The sequence below is a fragment of the Proteiniborus sp. MB09-C3 genome (genome assembly GCF_030263895.1).
Taxonomy (GTDB): Bacteria; Bacillota; Clostridia; order Tissierellales; family Proteiniboraceae; genus Proteiniborus.
This window is the reverse complement of the sequence record NZ_CP127161.1, coordinates 1,755,879-1,775,362: the sequence shown is the minus strand read 5'-3', so window position 1 is coordinate 1,775,362 and position 19,484 is coordinate 1,755,879. Positions and strand designations below refer to the sequence as shown.

Below are 19,484 nucleotides of genomic sequence, written 5' to 3'. Positions count from 1 at the left end.
AAACTCCTGTACGTAAATTCTCAAAGCTTGTGCTTCGTCCCTTTAGTTAAATGGATTAGAACCCAGTATATTTTTATTTCTTTGTTATCGATTTAAACGCTTCCGTCTGTGCCTTTATTCCTCTTTCGGCTGCAAATCTTTCAATACTAGATGCGCCAAAGAAACCATCAATTCCTTCTGTTCTTTCAATTACATATGCTGCATCTTCTGGTTCTGCAATTGGTCCACCATGACAGATTACCATAATATCTGAATTTACTTGTTTTCCTGCTTTTATAATTGCTTCTATTTTCTTCACACAATCGTCTAATGTAAGAGCAGTTTGGGCTCCAATAGTACCTTTTGTAGTTAAACCCATGTGAGCTACTAAAATATCTGCTCCTGCTGCTGCCATGTCCCTTGCCTGCTCTGGATCAAACACATAAGGGGTAGTAAGCATATCTAATTCATGTGCTTTTCTAATCATTTCTACTTCCAGACCATATCCCATACCTGTTTCTTCTAGGTTTTGTCTGAAAACACCATCAATCAAACCAACAGTTGGGAAGTTTTGAACTCCACTAAATCCTTGATCTTTTAATTGTTTTAAAAATACATCCATGATTCTAAAAGGATCTGTTCCACAAACTCCTGCAAGTACTGGTGTATCTTTTACTACTGGAAGTACTTCATAGCCCATATCAACTACTATTTGATTTGCATCTCCATATGATAATAAACCTGCTAATGAACCCCGACCTGCCATTCTATATCTTCCAGAATTATAAATAATAAGCATATCTGCTCCGCCAGCCTCGCTACTTTTAGCAGTAATACCCGTTCCAGCTCCAACTCCTACTAGTATCTTTCCATTCTTAACCTGTTCTCTAAATTTCGCCATAATCTTTTTTCTTGTCATTATATTCATAAAAACCTCCAATATCTTAATATTGTATTTTTTATTTCATATTCACTATATACTCATTAAATCTATCAATTTTTGTGCCGTAGTTTCTGCAAATTCCACATCATTTATGGCACAATCCATTTCGACTATCTCTACTACATTTCTGTTTACCCCATTTCTTAAGGCATCAAAAAGCACTTTATCTTCCTCAGGTCCATAAAATGGCTGACCCTCTACATCTATGCTTGATATACCCTTGAGAGGTAAAAACAATGCTGTTTTTTCCCTTGCCATATTTAATTTTTCCGCAATTTTTTTACCAATGGCCTCATTTTCCTCTACAGTTGTTCTCATAAGCGTTACTGTAGGATTATGCTTATATAATTTACGTCCCTCAAACTCCTTAGGCACCGTATCATAAGGCCCAAAATTACACATATCAATAGCACCTACCGAAACAACCTGTGGAATATGATTTTTACCTGCTGCCTCCAAACGATGCGGACCAGCATTTAAAACGCCTCCTATGATTTCATCTGCCCACTCCGTAGTTGTTATATCTAAAACGCCTTCAATAAACCCGGCTTCAATAAGCGCTTCCATTGTTTGGCCGCCTATACCTGTAGCATGAAAGACAAGAACCTCATATCCTCTATCCTCAAGATATTCCCTTGCTGCATTTATACATGGAGTTGTTACACCAAACATAGTGGCTGCTACTAAAGGCTTTTTCTCTAATACTTTTGAATTTTCGAATTTAACCATTCCAGCTATAGCAAAGGCCGCATTAGTGAAAATTTTTGTGGAAATTGAATTCACCCCTGAGACGTCTACTACAGATGGCATCATAACAATATCACTTGTGCCAATATAAGGAGCAGTATTTCCCGAGGCAACTGTTGATACCATAACTTTTGGTAGGCCAATAGGCAGTGCCCTCATTGCTGGTGTTACTAGTGAAGTTCCTCCACTACCTCCAAAGGATATAATTCCATCAAATTTACCCTGTTTATATAACTCAGGCACCAACTTTTCCATACCTTTTGACAATATTTCAGTTGCTAATGCTCTATCTTTTTTTGCAGCAAGAGCTTTTATGTCTGCTCCAGCTGCTTTTGCAACTTCGCAATTTGATATGTCTGGCTTAAAGGCTGGCTCAAATACTCCTGTATGAATTGTAAAAGTACTTAACCCTAAGCCTTCAAGTAATTCTTTTACATAAGAAAACTCAGCCCCCTTTGTGTCAAAGGTCCCTGCAATTGCAATTGTCTTCATTCTAACCTCCACTAAACTATATTTTTAACTAGGCCATGTGATTAATATGTATGGTTTTACTTTTTAATAAATGTTCCTTCGTCTAATTCTTTAAATGCTAAGCTTAATTCTTCCTTTGTATTCATTACTATAGGGCCACCCCAAGCTACTGGTTCATTTATCTTCTTACCAGCCAGCAATAAAAATCTTGCTGCTTTATCCTTAGTATTAATTCTTATTGTATCCCCATCTTCGTATAATACTCCATTAGGATAAGAAATTATTTTTTCTTCTTCTACATCAAAATTTGCTTCACCCTCAATTAAAAATGCATAGGCATTAAAGGAAGAATCTATATTAAATACAAATTCCTCATTAGGATTAAGCTCTACATCAAAGAATGTTGGTTCGATCTCCTTTCCACCTTCCATAGGGCCAATTAAACCCTTATAGCTGCCAGCTATTATATGAACAGCCTCTTTATCATCCCTATAAACTGGTATCATGTCCTTTGTAATATCACCATACTTCGGTGAAGTCATTTTGTCCTTTTTGTGTAGATTTAACCAAATTTGTACTCCCAGCATTCTTGAACTTGCCTTAGGCATTTCTTGATGGAGAATACCTGAACCTGCAGTCATCCATTGACAGTCTCCATCCCCAATAACACCCTTATTTCCCAAACTATCCTGATGTTCTATTCTGCCTGATATCAAATAAGTAACTGTTTCTATTCCTCTATGTGGATGCCACGGAAATCCTTTTATGTATTCATCAGGATTAGTAGAGTCAAAAAAGTCCATCATTAGAAATGGGTCATACTCAGGAATTTCATAATATCCAAAGGTCCGGTATAGCTTTACTCCTGCTCCATCTTGAGAAGGTCTACCAATAAAATATTTTTTAATTTTTCTATCCATCAAAATACCTCCTAAAAATTTTATTACAATATCTATATAGTACCCTCTTTTAGAAGGTTATCTCAAAGGTTATGTTTTATACTTTTAAATTATGTCTTTAGTAATAAAGGCACTGTCCAATTGAGTCATTTATCTTTTCTCTGCAATAGCTTTTACATATTGGAATATACACTACTATCTAAAGGCAGGCTTGTCACTCCAGCTTTATTGGAACTTATGATATAAAACTGAATAATATAAAAATAGAAAGGAATATATTAAATATTTCTTATCGAAAGGAGTAAAACAGATGAATTCATATTATTATCCAAATAATAATCTAAATCCTGATCCGACTTTAATGTATACAGCATGTCCATACTCCACGTACCAGAGCTTTCTTGAAAATAATTATGATAAGAAACCTACTGAATGTAGTAAAGCTAAACTTAGTGCAAGAAATCAATTAATCGGATTCTAATCCGTTTCCATAGCTATAATCTTACTTTGATTATTTTTCATTTCCACGTTTAAAATTACCAGTGATTTTAGCCATTATTAATTGTGCTTCCATTGTATCTGCTTTTGATATTTTCGATAAAAACTTTTCGCTTTCTCTTCCTTTTAAAATCATTACTTGTTTTTCATGCCAGAAAATAAATACTTTATTATCTTTTGATACCCTATACGAAAAAATTTCTTCTTTAAGCTTATTTCGCTTATCTATATTGTCCAATTTCTAACTCCTTCTACAGCTTTGAAACCATCTACACTATCATTAATATATCATATCGTGATATTCTTCATTCTTTTCCATCTGTGCTTTTGCATAGGGGCAAAGGGGAACTATCTTCTTGTTCTCACTTCTTACCCACTCAACTAATTCTTTTAGTAAAAGTTTCCCAACACCTTGTCCATTTAATTCATCTGACACATATGTATGATCAATTATAATAAGATTGTTACCTGTAGGAACAAAGGTCATTTCTGCTAACGGATTTTCTTCTGAGTCTCCAATATAAAAGCTTCTAATTCCTTTTTTTACTTCTATCATTTCAACACCTCCCAAGCACATTATTACATAATTATTCCTTCATTTCAATAATAAGAAATTATGAAGTTTTTATTCTTTATTTTAATTTTTTCTTATGCTATAGTATTAGTTAAAATAGCACTTAGTGCAAGTATTTTCTTTCTTAGTATGATACTATATAAAATGAAAGTAATGAGCAATGATATAATGGAGGATAATTTATGAAAAATTTATTTTTAGCTGAACCTAATAAACAATATCAAAAGAGTTTTGAAAATTATGCTCTAACATACAGAAAAATAAATGATGAACATTATTTTAATAAATATAAAAAGGCCTTAGAAAATTTCCAAGATTATTTAAACGACTTGCACAATTATTCAAAGGGAAGCGATTTACCTCAGGGAGAGGTTGTAACTTCAACATTCTGGTTAATTGATGAAAAAGAAGTTGTAGGAGTAGTGAGAATTAGACACCAAGAGAAAAAATATTCTGGACATATAGGTTATGACATATCACCAGATTACAGAAATAGAGGTTATGGTTCTCAGATTTTAAAACTGTCATTGGAAAAGGCCATAAATATAGGAATAAAAGAAGCAGTTTTAACTTGTAATATAGACAATATGGGCTCTAAGAAAATTATAGAAAAGAACAATGGTAGATTATTAGAAACTGTTTTTGATGAAGAAAAAAATGAATATCTGTACAAATATAGTATTACAGTAACAACTAACTAACTTTCCTTCCCTTTATTCTTATATTATTCAGCAATAACGAATTAAATGCAAAGACCTATGCTAAAACCATAGTTAAAGCATAGGTCCTTTAATGACTGAAATTATTTGCTTTACACCTCTAAAGTAAACCCACCTTTACCAAATAAGAGATCATCACTCTTTTCATTTAAACAATATTTTTACTTAAATATATGATTATAAATCCATGCTTAATCTAATCATATCTACACATTCAATTCCATTTTCTATTATCTTTTCTTTATAGTGTTTTTTAAAGAAATCTCTATCTACACCGACTACTCGAAATCCACATTTTTGATAAAGTGCTAGCTGAGATATACTAGAATTTCCTGTCCCAACCTCTAAAACCTTTGCTTTTTCATTCTTTGCCATATCTATTGCACTGAGGATTAGCATCTTACCTATTCCTTTGCCTCGATATGCTTCACTAACTGCAATATTTACAAGCTCTAGAGTTAATGGTCTTGTTTTTATTATTACATAAGCTCCAATAGCAATATTATTAACATACGCAGCATAACAGCCCCCTCTATGTACATAATCATTAATTGCCTCAATTGATGGATCTGCTAAAAGAAGTAGTTCGTATGGAATTTTATCATCATTGCCTAGCTGTTTTACTATAACATCATTCATTTGCCACCCTCGCTTTTTTTCGTTATTCTATCTGATGATTTTTAAAAGCACGCTTAGTAAGCGGAATAATCAATAGTGAGCTAATTAGTGAAAAGATAATGTAGAATGTTGCTGGAATAAACACAAAACCCAAAATTTCAAACAAATACTTAGAATAAATATTAGAAAATTCAGTTGCCTTTGCAGGAAATATCTGAAGTATCTGATATATTAATCGGTTATTATGGGATACATTAAATAATCCAGGTATAAATAAAAGTAAAAATGACATTGTAATAACAAAAAATGGAGATTTAAACCAAGATGAAAATAGCATAGTTAACATTCCAAAAAACAAAATTACAAAAACAGTAACAACAATAGCTACTAAACTTGCTTGTAATATAGTAAGAGGATATGTTGAATAAAAAGCTATTGTCTGAATTGCCATATTAGCTCCACTAAAGCCATGTATCAATAACATCAATAGCAGAAAACCAAATAGTGTAGCGACTGACACACTCAATGAAAATGTCACTCCTGTAAACAGTTTTGCAGAGATAACTTTGCTTTTTCCGTATTTTGATGACAATATAATCTGGTCTGTTTTTAAATAATATTCATTTGCAAAAATGGGTGAAATACAAATTGCAATAACAATCATCAAAATCAAAGCTATTACTTTTAAACGCTTATAAAAATTCAAATATCCGTCATAATGGTCATTGTAGTAAGGTATTTTTACCTGTGAGAGCATATCAATATGCCTTCCTTTTTCGTTTTGAGACAAATTAGGTAAGCTATTAATATATGAAGCCGAAGCCTGATTTATAGTTGCATAAAAGCTTTCAGCATCTTTAACTGTAAGTGTATCTATGGGCTTTACATTGTCCATATTAAAGAATTGCAAGCCATCCGTACTAAGATTTTCAGTGTTTACCTCGTACATGATATTTAACATATTAACAGCATTTTTATATGGCAAAACATATTTTATATAGGCATCGCCTTTTAAATATCTGCCATAATCGTTAATAATATAGTTTTCATCGTTAGCAATCATAATAGCATTTTGTTCAATTGCTTCTTTTATAAAAGCAACATCCATTAGTCCTGCTTTTGAACGAATAACTTCTCTGTCTAGCTTCATAGCTTCAAATGCGGATACTCCACTCTCTGAATGCCAATAGCTGGCACCACTAACCGATATAATGCCTAAAAACACTACAACAACTAAAAGCAAAAATAAACTAATCATAGTACTTTTTCTTTTAAAAAGCTTTTTATACTCAAAGCTTATTATATCAAAAAAACTACTCATTTTGACTCACCTCACTAAAATAGTATAGGTATAAATCCTCTAAGGTTGCTTTTACACAAATAGCATCTTCAGAAGGTTTTTTATCACATACAATACGCAAAAACGTTTTGTCATTCTCTTGTCTTATATTGATAATTGGATATATAGCTGCTAATTTTTCTGCTGTTTTACTATCAACAATGCACTCAAAAACCCTGCCATCAATAGCCTTGATAATTTCCTCTAAACTGCCTTGGTGGATAATTTGACCATCCTTCATTACTAAAATAGTTCCTGCAATATTTTCAATATCAGACACTATATGAGTTGACAACAATACAATTCTATCAGTCCCAAGCTGTGAAATAATATTACGAAAACGTACACGCTCTTTGGGATCAAGCCCTGCTGTTGGTTCGTCCAAAATCAAAATTTTAGGATTATTAAGCATTGCCTGAGCAATTCCAAGACGCTGCTTCATTCCTCCTGAAAAGGTTTTGATTTTTCGTTTTGCCATATTGGATAGGGATACAATCTCTAAAAGTTCTGCCGATTTTGCTTTTGCCCTATGCTTTGTTAAGCCCTTAAGGCTCGCCATGTAGCACAAAAATTCTGTTGCTGTAAATTCAGGATAGTATCCAAAATCCTGTGGCAAATATCCGAGTACATCACGATAGTCTTCGTGAGTTACATCTATTCCATTAAATTTAATCTCTCCATTTGTTGGTCTTAAAATCCCACACATCATCCGCATTAAGGTTGTTTTTCCTGCACCGTTCGCACCTAAAAGTCCATAAACACCTTTCGTTAATGTCAAAGAAATTCTATCAACGGCAATTTTATTTTGATATTGCTTTGTTAAGCGGTCAATTGCAAGCTCCATTGTAATTCCTCCATATTCTTAATAAGTTTAACTGTCTGTAAAATAGTTAGGATGAGTAAAACAAAGAATATAATCTCCCATAAATATAAGTATCGATCAGTAAATGCATCCTGTGTTAAATATACTAAAACACTGTTTAACACACTGACAAAGCAGCTGATACCTCCACAAACATAGGCTGTTTCCTTTACTTTCCCATGGTTTAATATAGATAGTGATAGTGTACAGGTTAGCATAAAGGGAACAAGCATATAGATTCCCAAACGCCAGAAGCTATAATCTGTACTTCCGTTTAATAGTAATAAAAGCACTAAAAAAGCAATACAATTTGAACTCCCTATTACCCCTAAACGTACCAGCACAATATCAGCCAAGCTATGCCTACAACTCATCTCCAATTCTGCCATATTATAAGAGGTACTTCGAGAAATCTCCATGACAGCAGCCAAGGCTATAAATGGTAGCACAGAAGATATGATCCATAGAAGCTTGAATATGTTCTCAATATGAACTAATCTCAAGCCAAGCAAGACAACTATTACCAAGGAAACTGACATTATCCAAATACGTTTTCTGATGTAACCTATTTGACTGAAAATGAAATCACTATATTTTGCTTTCGGGAAATTGATACTTTGCAAAAATTCATCTTTTCTTGCAGGCGATGGTATATTAAATGCCGATTTTATTTGCATTTTAAATTTTTTATTCAAGAAAAATCCTCCTCTCTTAAAATAAGCTTCAATTCTTTTAATGCGTTATTTATTCTTCGATACACACTAAATCGTGAGATACCTATGATGTTACTGATTTCTACCATTGGCAATTCATTGACAAACCGTAAGAACACAATTTCCTGCAAATCCTCTGGTAAAGTGTATATAGCCTGTCTTATAGTAAAATATGTTTCAAAATCTTCAAGTGTATTTTCTGAAGAAATACTTTCATCTAATGGCATCATTTCAGTTTTTCTATATGTATCGATGCATAAATTTTTAGCTATTGTATAAAGATATGCAAGTGGCTTTCCACGACTAATATAGGAATTTTGGCTAAAAAATTTAAGAAAGGTTTCCTGTGTCAAATCTTCTGCAAGCTGTAAATTTTTCACTTTGAAATAGCAGTATTTATATATTTTGTCATACTGGTCTTTGAGCTCTAAAGACACGAAAAAACCTCCTTTCAATATGTATAACGGTTAAGCAATGTAAAATGTGCGGGTATTTTTTTAAATGGAAAGCTTGCTTGATATTAAATTATTACTATGATATTATGGCTATGGTTTTTTTACAAGTCAATATCATTGCTATAATAATGATAACCTCGGTTTTGTTGTTAGAAATTATGTTGGCCATTACGCTTAGTAACTATTATTCAAAAAGGATGTAATTCTTTATCTAGTAACAAAAAAGAACGTCCACTTATAAACATCTTAGAGATAAACAGATAAGCAGCGAACCATCGCAAATATGGTCTCGCTGTTTATCCGTGTTTTGCATAACAAATAATTTAATTGCCATTTTCGTCATATATAGTAAACAACTTAAATATTTTTAAAATGCCTACACATGGTACAGATATTGAAAAATGTTTCTGAATTGCTTCGTCTCTATTCTTAGGAAGAACTTATATCTCTGATATGCCCGTTAATTTGTGCATTTACTCTCGTCAGTAGCTCTTCTATGGTAATCAGAATGTTATTTGTCGTAACAGGTCTATTGTCAAATCTCGCCATAATCTTATACCTCAAAAGATATTATATATGCTCAGGGCATTACTTAGATGAATAATCAAGCAATAATATTTTTGTAACTGTATTGTAATCCTTATATAACCTATTTGAAACTTCTTCTAACCCTTAAACTAGTATACTTAAGTTAGAGATTATAACTATAGATAAGCAACCTCACAATTTAATTAAACATTTTTGAATTTTATTACTAAAATCACAAATTGTTCTAAATATTTTGCTTAAATTTGAAATTGCTTATCTCTAATATCTGTTCAAATTAAGGAAGTAGGAGGAGATGTCTATATTGAGTACTATACACAGTCGTCGTTATATAACAGGATTAGATGGGCTTCGTGCCTTTGCAATTTTATTTGTGGTTTTTTATCACTTCAGCTTTAGCTGGGCTAGAGGAGGATTCTTAGGAGTTAATATCTTTTTTGTCTTATCTGGTTATCTAGTAACCTCTAAGATTTTATTGTCACAAGAAAACTTTAAAGTAATAACTTTTTGGAAAGGTCGTCTTCGCAGACTATTACCTTCTGCTTATTTAATGATTATAGTCACTTTCTTATGGGTGGTACTTTTTAACCATGGACTTTTAGCAAACCTCTTAGGTGATACAATATCTTCTATTTCATACACAACTAATTGGTGGTTTATTTATCATAAGCTTTCTTACTTTGATAGCTTTGGCTCTCCATCTCCTTTGAAGCATATTTGGTTTTTGGCAGTACAAGAGCAATTTTATATTTTATGGCCATTTATACTCATAATAGGACTAAGAATTAGTAAAAAAGCCAACAAGCTTTCAAATATGATTTTTATCGGAGCCTTAGTTTCAGCAACTTTGATGGGTATACTTTATAATCCAACTGCTGATCCAAGCCGTGTATATTATGGGACAGATACTCGTGCTTTTGAATTATTAATAGGGGGTTTCCTAGCAGCTGTTTTGGCAAACAGTAAACCTTTCACTAAGGAAGCTTCTATAAAGCACAAAAATGCGTTAAAGCTCATAAGTATTGTTACTTTTTCTATCTTTATTTTTAGCGCTATATTTATAGATGAATATAACTCTTTTTTATATAGAGGTGGATTGTTTTTGTTTAGCTTGAACACGGCTTTACTTATAGCATGTGTGTGTCATCCAAAAGGGATTTTAGGCCCTATACTTTCATGGAAGCCTCTGCGTTGGATTGGTACAAGATCCTATGGAATATATCTTTGGCATTATCCTATTATGGTCTTAAGTACTCCTATTTATGAAATAGGAAATCCATCATATTTACGTGTCTTTTTTCAGCTGATTATTACATGTATCATTGCAGAGTATTCATACCGTTTTATAGAGCTTCCAATACGAAAGCTTGGGTTTAGAAAATATTGTAATTACTTAGCTGTAAATTTCATCAAGAGGAGATCTTTAACCTTTGCAAAAAAAACTACAGCTGTAGTATCAGTACTAGTGGCTATATCACTTGTGATTGGCGTTGTTAATATGACAAAAGTAAGGCCAAGCTTTGGGAAAGCCGAAGCACATCCATCTGAGATAGATACAAATCAAGTTTCTGAAGACAAAGCTTCTAATACAAGTTTTGATGAAAAAGATAAAAGCATATCTACTGAAAAAAATGAACTGAGTTCTAGTAAGAATAGAGAAGTAAATTCTAACGAACAAAGTTCGGTAATTTCTAATAATAATAATAATGAAGACACTTCATCAACAGCAGTTGAAGCTTATAAGGAAATATTGGCTATTGGAGATTCTATTATGCTAAATATTACTCAAAGCCTTAATGAAAAGTATAACAACATCACAATCGATGGAAAAGTTGGAAGGCAAATGTCTGAAGCAATAACTTTAGCTGCTAAGTATACTGCATTTAATGCTTCTGATAAAGCAGTTATCATTGAACTAGGAGCAAATGGCTACTTTACAAGTAAACAAATTAATAAACTGCTTGACTCTTTCTCAAAGTCACATATCTTTTTAATAAATACCCGTGTGCCACGTTCCTGGGAAAGTAAGGTCAACAAAACCTTAAAAGAAAAAGCTGAAGAACGAAAAAATGTAACCTTAATTGACTGGTATTCTATAGCTTCTAAACATCCTGAATATTTTGGACAAGATGGTGTACATTTAAATTCTAAGGGGGCCGAAGCCTTAGTAAATCTTATTAGCAAGAACTTAAAGATATAATATATATTTTATGGTATCAAGTATATTTACTTTTGAAGTGCGCCCCAAAAGTTAGACAATAATTTTTAGCTTTTGGAGGTGCATTAGAATTTTTATTTTGGATAATGATTTACTTTCATTTAGATTTTAATATACTTAATTCATGTTTAGCCAATACTATCACCTCTTTTTCTTTAGATGAATAAAATCCATATTTTATGCCTCTCTATTTTTCAATTCTTTTTTAATACACTATTATAAAACACTTTTATTATCATTACTTGACAAAAGCTTGCTCCCAATAAAAAAAATTATGAAAACAGGTATCAGATATAAGCATGAAGTGGAAAAAAACACACCTAGATTCTCATCTACAATTTGCGATAAATATATTGATAACGGCTCTAAGCTCGAAGTTTTAAGAAATACAATTCCTTGCTCTATCACATTCCAATACTCTGTAAATATTAATACTACCAATATTGCTATGGATGACTTCATATTTGGTAAAACAATATATTTAAATATTTGAAAATGTGTAGCTCCATTATTTTGTGCTGCTTCAATACATTCTTTAGGAAAGCCTTTTAATTGTAATCGTATAATAAACACACCTATTGGATTAAAAATAGCAGGAAGTATAATTGCCCAATGTGTATCTACAAGCCCTAACCAATCTACGACAAGATAATTAGGCACTAAAAGGACTTGTAAAGGCATTAGCATTATTAATATATAAATAAAAAATAATATTTCTTTATACCTCCATTTACTATACTCAAAGGCATATGCAGCCAATGGAGAAATAATACTCTGACCTACTAGAATAGGCACAATGATTAGTATAGAATTCAGGTATGCTTTTAGATATTTAGGATTATTAAATAATACATTTAAATAGCTGCTAATAGTAGGATTATCTGAAATAAATCCTATATTGACAAAATGCATACCATTTGCTGTCAAATCAGTCACATTATATTGTGTAATATCTTTTGTATACCTACTAATAATCTCTAATTCACCCATAAATGAATTAGATATAATAAATATTATAGGCAATAAAAAAAGTAATCCCATTATAATTGAGAAGCTACTAGCAAAGTAGCTATTTCTTTTACTATATGTATTTTTATAGCTCCCGTCAAAATTAAGCGTATTAAAAGTATCTGAATAGCGTTTTTGCAATAAAAACATTAAGCATATGAAAACTCCAATTATTACAAATAGAAGATATGCTGCTGTAGTTAACTTCTGTAGATTTAATCTAAAGAAATGATTGTTCATATAATGCTGTAACAGATATATGTTCTCACCTGGATAGTTCCCAAACAATAAGTAAATCTCTTTAAAAATCTTAAATGAATTAACTACTAACAATATTATAGAAATAAAAATAATCGGTGTAAGATATACTAAAGTAATTTTATAGAATTTCTGAAATCTATTTATTCCTTCTATATCAGATATTTCATAATACTCTTTAGGTATTTGATTAAGACCTACATACAATATCAAACTTGTAGCCCCTACATTTTTCCAAATAAATATAATCACAGCAATAGCCATGACCCATTTGCTATTATACCAGTTAACCATAGGGATATTTAAGGAATAAAGAATTTTATTAGCAAGTCCATTGACATCAAAAATACACTTCCAAAAATATATGCTTGTACCTGATGGAATAACAAAGGGTATTATTGATATTAAGAATATAAGCTTTTTACCTTTTTTTAATTTCATTATTTGCAATGCAAAAAATAAAGCTAAAATAAAGCATAAAGGAACGGCAATAGCTATAAAAAGGCTTTGATTTTTTAAACCCCTTTGAAACATTGGATTTTGTAATGTATTTGAAAAGTTTTTTAGACCTATAAGCTTTTTCTCACCCATATTATTTAATAGGGCATAATAAAAGGACAATATAAAGGGGATACCATAAAAAAACAATATCCCACATAAGCTAGGTAATATATATGGTAATAGCCTATCTTTTTTCACACGTTTTATTTTCATATGCTTTCCCTTTCATTTATTTAAATTTTATTCATTTAAATAAGAACTTACTTTATTTTGAATGATTTTGGCTGTTTCTTCTGCTGTCGTTAAATCATAATAGTAATAATTTCTCAGATCTGATTCTAACAAAGTCCAGAATTCAAAATCCGAAATCAGTTTATTTCTTTCTGAGTTCCATTTGTTAATTTGGTCTAAAGTTTCATTTATTAACTTCTCTTTATTATCTGATCTCCATTTAACATCAAATCCTGCTTTTTCTATAAGTTCTATCTCTTTTTCAAAATTATATCTAAAAGATGTATAAAAATTCTTTATATTTATAGGTATCCATCCTTGATACATCATAAAGTATAACATTTCTTCTTCCTCATTTTCAAAATCCGATATTTCCTTCTCAGATATACAGTATTTTAAAAATTCCCAAGCCAGTTCCTTATTTGAACTACTTTGAGGTATTACATACATAGAAGAAAAAGTAGTAGTAAATGGTAAATTGCCAGCACTATTTAATAAGGGTATAGGAGGATTACTTACGTTTTCATATTTTATCATCATATTATATAAATCTATAGCATTTGATTCAAATTTTGAAAACATATAGTCTGATTTCATAAAATCATCATCGCCATTCGCTATACGTGTCATGCTCCATCCTCCTGGATTGTCTGGAGAATATCCCGTATAGATATCCTTTGTAACTTTCAAATGCTGTATAAAATCCTCTCCATCAATCCAAGCCGTTTTATTTTTTGCATCATAAAACTCTATAACTTCATAGTTAAAAAAGCTCTCTTTCACGGCACCAGGCATAAGTCCAAAACTATTTGGCGACTGATGATATTCTTTGGCTTTTTTATATATATTTATCATTTCTTTATAATCTATCCCTACTTGGTCTGTTAATTCCAATTTTAATCTTTCTGCCATAGGCTTGCTTATATACACCATATGATAAAAAAATGTAAAGGGTATTGCATAAAGATTATTATCATATTCCAAAGCTTTAAATATATTAGTATAATAATCCGATTTGTTAAATGCAGAATCATAATCCATAAAATCATACAAATTACATAATAATCCACTATCAGCATATAGATTTACATCTAAACTGGATAAATCTACTAAATCGGTTGATTTTCCTGTAATAATCTCTACGGCTACTCTATTAGCATACCCCTCCCATGTCTCAAATCCATCTTCATCTGGGCTTATAATTTGAATATCCACATTAGGGTGTATATCCATAAAATTGTTTGCATGAATATCTATGTATCCGTCATAAAAGGTTGTGACTGTCAATGTTCCGCTTAATTCATTATTGTCTTTTGTCATCGTTTTGCTTAATTCGTTGTTGTCCTTTGTCATCATATTATCATTTGTTATTGTATTATTTTTTGAAGAAGAACATCCAGACAGCATAATTGTTACAATGCAAACAACGGCAATCTCTCTGAGTATATGTTTTATTTTCATATGCTTCTCCTCCCCACTATATAAAATTCTACTCATTAAGGTAGGTAAAAACCTTGTTTTGAATAATTTTCGCTGTTTCTTCGGCCGTTGCTAAGTCATAATAGTAATAGTTATCCAGTTCTTCTCTTAGTAGATGTGTTAATTCCAGATTTCCAACTAATACATTTCTTTCTTGATTCCATTTATGTATTTGATCTAAAGTATCTTGAAACATTTTTTCCTTCTCTTCTTCATTTGTAAATTTCCAATTACCATCAAGTCCGTTTTCTTTATACCACTTAATCTCGGATTCAAAACTATGTCTGAAATGGGTATAAAAATTCTCAATATTTATTGGTATATTTCCCCAAAACATAAAAGAGTATTTGTATTCATCTTCTTCGCTTTCAAATACAGGTAGTTCCTTAGCAGATGCACAATATTTTAAGAACTCCCATGCCAGCTCTTTATTTTCACTATTATTAGAAATAGCATATGTTGAAAGTAAGTTGCTGAATGGCGCCTTTCCTTTACTACTTATAAATGGTATAGGACTTATGGTATTTTCAAATTCAACCATCATATTTTTCAAATCTATGTCAGTAGTTGTAAATTTAGCGAACATAAAATCTCTTATTAAAAAATCTTCATTTCTAACTCCTACACGTGTAAAATCCCACTCCTGAGTGTCTGGATGATAAACTGTATTCAGCTTTTTTGTAAGCTTTAAATGCTGGATAAATTCCTCACTATCAAAATTAGCATCTCCAGTTTCAATATCGAAAAAATCAACAGATTCATACTTAAAAAAAGATTCTTTTGAAACACCAGGCATAAGATAAAATTCCTCTGGTGAAGGATGGATCTTTTTTACATTTTCATAGATATCAAGCATTTCAGTATAGCTTATGTTCTTATATCCTTCATAGTCTAAACCTATACTTTCTGATAAAGGCTTACTAATATACACCATATCATAATTGAATGATAAAGGCATGGCATATAAGCCTCCTTCATATTCCATAGCTTCAAAAATATTGGTGTAATAATCAGATTTATCAAAGTCCGGGTCATTGTCCATAAAGTCGTATATATTGACTAATAGACCGCTTTGAGCTTTATAGTTGATATCTAGACCGCTTAAATCTATCAAATCACTAGCTGTACCACTTAACAAGTCTATAGCGACTCGATACATATATGCAGCCTTATTCTCATCTGGTCGTTCTACTACAATCTCCACGTTAGGATGCATATCCATAAATTCCTCTGCAAATATGTCAATATATCCATCGAAAACAGTCGTTACTGTCAATTTTCCACTTAATTCATTATTGCTTTTTATAACAGGATGATTATTGTCTATCTTTACATCATTTGAACATCCAGATAATATAATTACTACCATACAGACTACAATAATCTTCCGTATTATTTTATATTTCAATTTAGTTTACAACTCCCTTCTCTTAACCTGATATCCTCGATTAAATCTGGTCATTTTATATCTCCATGTTCTTATTGTAAATTGTTTTACACCTCTTGTTTATTAAAAATTCTCATGCTTGTCTCATAATCAAATATATGTATTTTTTCTTCATCTATATAAAAAGAAATATAATCATCAATGTGTAGTTTCTTTTTCATAGTATATGCCTCTTAATATTGAAATTAAGGGTAAATTTAGACTAAATTATTTTACTATATTTCATACTGAGAAGGGCATCGCGGTATTAACTGCTAAAATGACTAATATTTCTTTATTTATCATATAATATCCTTATTATATCTTCAATATTTTCATTTGTCCAACGACACCAAGGCTATCATCATCAAAATACCTTATATCAATTGTCTTTTGCTCCTAAAAAACGGGTAATATGAAAATTTTTGTGATTTAGCTTTTAACTTTCCCAAAAATGGAGAAACTCTAATAATAAATAGCAAATTGAAATGGAAATTATCTTATGCTAATATAATTTTAGCTCTTTAAACGATTCTGGAAAATTATAAGACAAAAGTGAATGTCTTGATTCATTAGGGTTCAAGATATTTTTTTATCCTAGTATAATTTTAGGTGATTTTAAAATTAATAATCTTGAAAATAATACTGAAGATTTTGATAAAACTATTAATACTACAATAATTATTGTCTCAGATATCATATTAATCTTAAGTTGATTCAAATAGATTGCCTTATATAAATCACTTTAAGGGAGGAACATTAGTTTGCAAAAAAGTTGGAAGATTATCTTTAAATATACATTGCATTTAGCTTTAATGATGTGCCTTGTTTTAGGTATGCTAATTCCCCAAACAGTGGCTGCCTCTGATAATATCGAAGGCAAAAAAGTCATTATATTAATATTGGATGAAGTCAGCTTGGAAGAAATACTTAATAGCAACACTCCAAGCATTGACCTATTGCTTGAACATGGAGCTATAGGGCTTATGAATACACGAGCAAGATCAAGTTCACTTAATAAAGGAAGCACCTATCTTAGCTTGGGGATGGGTGTAAGAACCTTGGCATCTACTCAGGGTGGATTAGCTTTCGAAAGGAATAAGATGTATCCTCTATCGAACTATAACTCGACACCAGAATATATTGCAGCTAGCGACCTTTACAAATTATATACTGGTAAAACCCCTCCAGATGGTGAAATAATAAATGTTGCCATTGGAGATATAAAAAGAACTGCTTTAGATATTACCCCTAATAACCAGGTTGGGCTTCTGGGTAAAATAGCTAAGGAAAAAGGTCTTGTCATTGGTGTTGCAGGAAATAGTGATTTAAATACACCAGCCAGAGAAGTCACCATGCTGGCTATGGATGAAAATGGTGTAATTCCCTTTGGCTCTGTAGGCTCTGACCTATTAATTAGTGATATTAATGTTTTAGGTGGAATCAAGTTGAATCAGGAGAAGTTATTAGAGGAATTAGAGCGTATTTTACCCCACGTGGATATGTTATTTATAGATTATGGGGATACTGCAAGAATACAGAAAACTGACCGATTAACTACGGATTATGTTAGAGAGGAACAAAAGATTAGAGCTATTGAGAGAGCTGATACATTCCTTGGTCAAGTTATCAAAAAAGTCGATCTAGAAAAAACCTTATTTATGGTCATAGCCCCTAATCCTTCAAGAGAAATGATTAATCAAGGTAACTTTGCTTTAACTCCTGTCATTATGTCAAGTACTAACACCAAAAAAGGATTGTTAACCTCAATCACAACTCGTAGAGAAGGATTAGTCACCAATTTTGATTTTGGACCTACTATTCTAAATTTTTTTGACATTACTTCACCTGAAGGTTTTATTGGAGAACCAATGCAAGCAGTAAGCAATGAAAATCCCATACAAATTTTACTTAGCAATCAAGCGCAATTTTTATATTTGAGGAAATATCGAAGTATTTTTCACTGGTCTTTTATTATTTTAACAGGTATAACTTTAATTGGATTTTACTTACCTCGATTTACAAGGTGGAAAGGATTGCCAGATAAGATTCTTAATTATCTAAGTCTAGCAATAATAGCAACACCTTTAACAATGATGACTGTCTCGCTGTTTGGCTATAAATCCATAATTTTTGATCTTATCTATGTCTGTGGCGGTGCATTTATTATAGCTTATATTTCAAATAAAATCTTCAGAAAAAATTTAATGGCTATGGCTATTTTAGGATTATCAACTAGCGTACTGCTGTTGATAGATATTTATTTTGTGGAAAAGTTGATGATTATTTCTCCTTTGGGATCAGATGCTATTGCAGGCGGAAGGTTTTATGGCATAGGTAACGACTATATGGGGATATTGCTGGGTTCTACTTTATTAAGTATATTTTCATTGTTTCATCTATATAAAATTAATAGATCTATTATGGCTGTATTTATAACTTTTTATATGTCTTTGGTAATAGTAGCTCTTAGCCCTTTCTTAGGAGCTAATATGGGTGGAACATTGTCCGCTATGTTAATTTCTTTATTTGCTTTACTGGCAATCTTTGATAAAAAAATTTCTCTAACAAAAATAACAGCTATAGTTGCTGGAGTCTTTGTAGGTATCATTATGCTAGCCGCATTGGATGCCTTATTTAATCCAAGCCCCACTCATGCAGGAAAAGCACTGGAATCTTTAATAGCAGGTGGTTGGAGTAAGTTTTTTGAGATAATTGGTTCCAAGCTAGGTCAAGTCTTTTGGAACTTAATTCATGCTTCGTGGAATATCATTTTATTTTTGCAAGCTATTTTAACGATTTTATTATATAGACGTAAAAATGAAGTTCTAATAAAAATCCGTGAGAGCTATCCTAATTTATTTAAAGGATTTATTGTGATTTTATTAGGCGGAATAGCTATCTTCTTATTTAATGATACAGGTACAATAGCTGCAGCTTTGATACTAACCTATTTATTTATACCTTTAGGAATGCTGATAAATGATATAAAATAGTATA

16 protein-coding genes are annotated in these 19,484 nt (G+C 31.5%); 3 read left to right on the top strand and 13 right to left on the bottom strand.

Annotated features, from left to right (window positions below; genetic code table 11):
- Positions 1-73: 73 nt before the first annotated feature.
- The 5 genes from QO263_RS08545 to QO263_RS08525 form a co-directional block, all read right to left on the bottom strand.
- Complete coding sequence (locus QO263_RS08545; protein ID WP_285628846.1) at positions 74-907, bottom strand: phosphoenolpyruvate hydrolase family protein; 834 nt, start codon at positions 905-907, stop codon at positions 74-76.
- A 45-nt stretch (positions 908-952) separates the two neighbouring features.
- The gene (locus QO263_RS08540; protein WP_285628843.1) at positions 953-2,161 is read right to left on the bottom strand and encodes a Tm-1-like ATP-binding domain-containing protein; all 1,209 of its coding nucleotides are present in this window, start codon (positions 2,159-2,161) and stop codon (positions 953-955) included.
- Between the two features lie 56 nt (positions 2,162-2,217).
- Positions 2,218-3,060: a pirin family protein gene (locus QO263_RS08535; protein ID WP_285628841.1), complete on the bottom strand. Its 843-nt coding sequence runs from the start codon at positions 3,058-3,060 to the stop codon at positions 2,218-2,220.
- A 490-nt stretch (positions 3,061-3,550) separates the two neighbouring features.
- Complete coding sequence (locus QO263_RS08530; RefSeq protein WP_285628839.1) at positions 3,551-3,775, bottom strand: hypothetical protein; 225 nt, start codon at positions 3,773-3,775, stop codon at positions 3,551-3,553.
- Positions 3,776-3,817: 42 nt separating this feature from the next.
- On the bottom strand, positions 3,818-4,093 hold the full coding sequence (locus QO263_RS08525) for a GNAT family N-acetyltransferase (protein WP_285628836.1): 276 nt from the start codon (positions 4,091-4,093) through the stop codon (positions 3,818-3,820).
- A 200-nt stretch (positions 4,094-4,293) separates the two neighbouring features.
- On the opposite strand from QO263_RS08525, the gene QO263_RS08520 reads away from it, so the two are divergent.
- A complete protein-coding gene (locus QO263_RS08520; RefSeq protein ID WP_285628835.1) occupies positions 4,294-4,812 on the top strand; it encodes a GNAT family N-acetyltransferase in 519 nt (172 codons plus the stop codon).
- A 195-nt stretch (positions 4,813-5,007) separates the two neighbouring features.
- Here QO263_RS08520 and QO263_RS08515 read toward each other — a convergent pair whose 3' ends face one another.
- The 5 genes from QO263_RS08515 to QO263_RS08495 are packed head-to-tail and all read right to left on the bottom strand — an operon-like array spanning position 5,008 to position 8,799.
- Entirely contained in the window at positions 5,008-5,469 is a 462-nt protein-coding gene (locus QO263_RS08515) for a GNAT family N-acetyltransferase (protein WP_285628832.1), read from the bottom strand.
- Between the two features lie 22 nt (positions 5,470-5,491).
- Positions 5,492-6,769: an ABC transporter permease gene (locus tag QO263_RS08510; RefSeq protein WP_285628830.1), complete on the bottom strand. Its 1,278-nt coding sequence runs from the start codon at positions 6,767-6,769 to the stop codon at positions 5,492-5,494.
- A complete protein-coding gene (locus tag QO263_RS08505; RefSeq protein ID WP_285628828.1) occupies positions 6,762-7,631 on the bottom strand; it encodes an ABC transporter ATP-binding protein in 870 nt (289 codons plus the stop codon). The genes QO263_RS08510 and QO263_RS08505 overlap by 8 nt, the downstream gene beginning before the upstream one ends.
- Entirely contained in the window at positions 7,607-8,344 is a 738-nt protein-coding gene (locus QO263_RS08500; protein ID WP_285628825.1) for a hypothetical protein, read from the bottom strand. Before QO263_RS08500 ends, QO263_RS08505 begins: the two co-directional genes overlap by 25 nt.
- Complete coding sequence (locus QO263_RS08495; protein ID WP_285628823.1) at positions 8,341-8,799, bottom strand: RNA polymerase sigma factor; 459 nt, start codon at positions 8,797-8,799, stop codon at positions 8,341-8,343. Before QO263_RS08495 ends, QO263_RS08500 begins: the two co-directional genes overlap by 4 nt.
- 859 nt (positions 8,800-9,658) lie before the next feature.
- Between QO263_RS08495 and QO263_RS08490 the strand changes: the two genes are divergently transcribed.
- On the top strand, positions 9,659-11,563 hold the full coding sequence (locus QO263_RS08490; protein WP_285628820.1) for an acyltransferase family protein: 1,905 nt from the start codon (positions 9,659-9,661) through the stop codon (positions 11,561-11,563).
- Positions 11,564-11,797: 234 nt separating this feature from the next.
- On the opposite strand, the gene QO263_RS08485 is transcribed toward QO263_RS08490, so the two are convergent.
- Genes QO263_RS08485 through QO263_RS08475 form a run of 3 tightly spaced genes read right to left on the bottom strand, consistent with a single transcriptional unit; the run spans position 11,798 to position 16,466 of the window.
- Positions 11,798-13,561 (bottom strand): ABC transporter permease, encoded by a 1,764-nt coding sequence (locus QO263_RS08485; RefSeq protein ID WP_285628818.1) that lies wholly within the window; start codon positions 13,559-13,561, stop codon positions 11,798-11,800.
- Positions 13,562-13,588: 27 nt separating this feature from the next.
- Positions 13,589-15,040 carry an ABC transporter substrate-binding protein gene (locus QO263_RS08480; RefSeq protein ID WP_285628815.1) on the bottom strand — a complete coding sequence of 484 codons (1,452 nt, stop codon included), beginning with the start codon at positions 15,038-15,040 and terminating at the stop codon, positions 13,589-13,591.
- A gap of 28 nt (positions 15,041-15,068) precedes the next feature.
- The gene (locus tag QO263_RS08475) at positions 15,069-16,466 is read right to left on the bottom strand and encodes an ABC transporter substrate-binding protein (protein ID WP_285628812.1); all 1,398 of its coding nucleotides are present in this window, start codon (positions 16,464-16,466) and stop codon (positions 15,069-15,071) included.
- Between the two features lie 782 nt (positions 16,467-17,248).
- On the opposite strand from QO263_RS08475, the gene QO263_RS08470 reads away from it, so the two are divergent.
- Positions 17,249-19,480, top strand: coding sequence for an alkaline phosphatase family protein (locus QO263_RS08470; protein WP_285628806.1), 2,232 nt, complete (start codon positions 17,249-17,251; stop codon positions 19,478-19,480).
- The last annotated feature ends 4 nt before the right edge of the window (positions 19,481-19,484 follow it).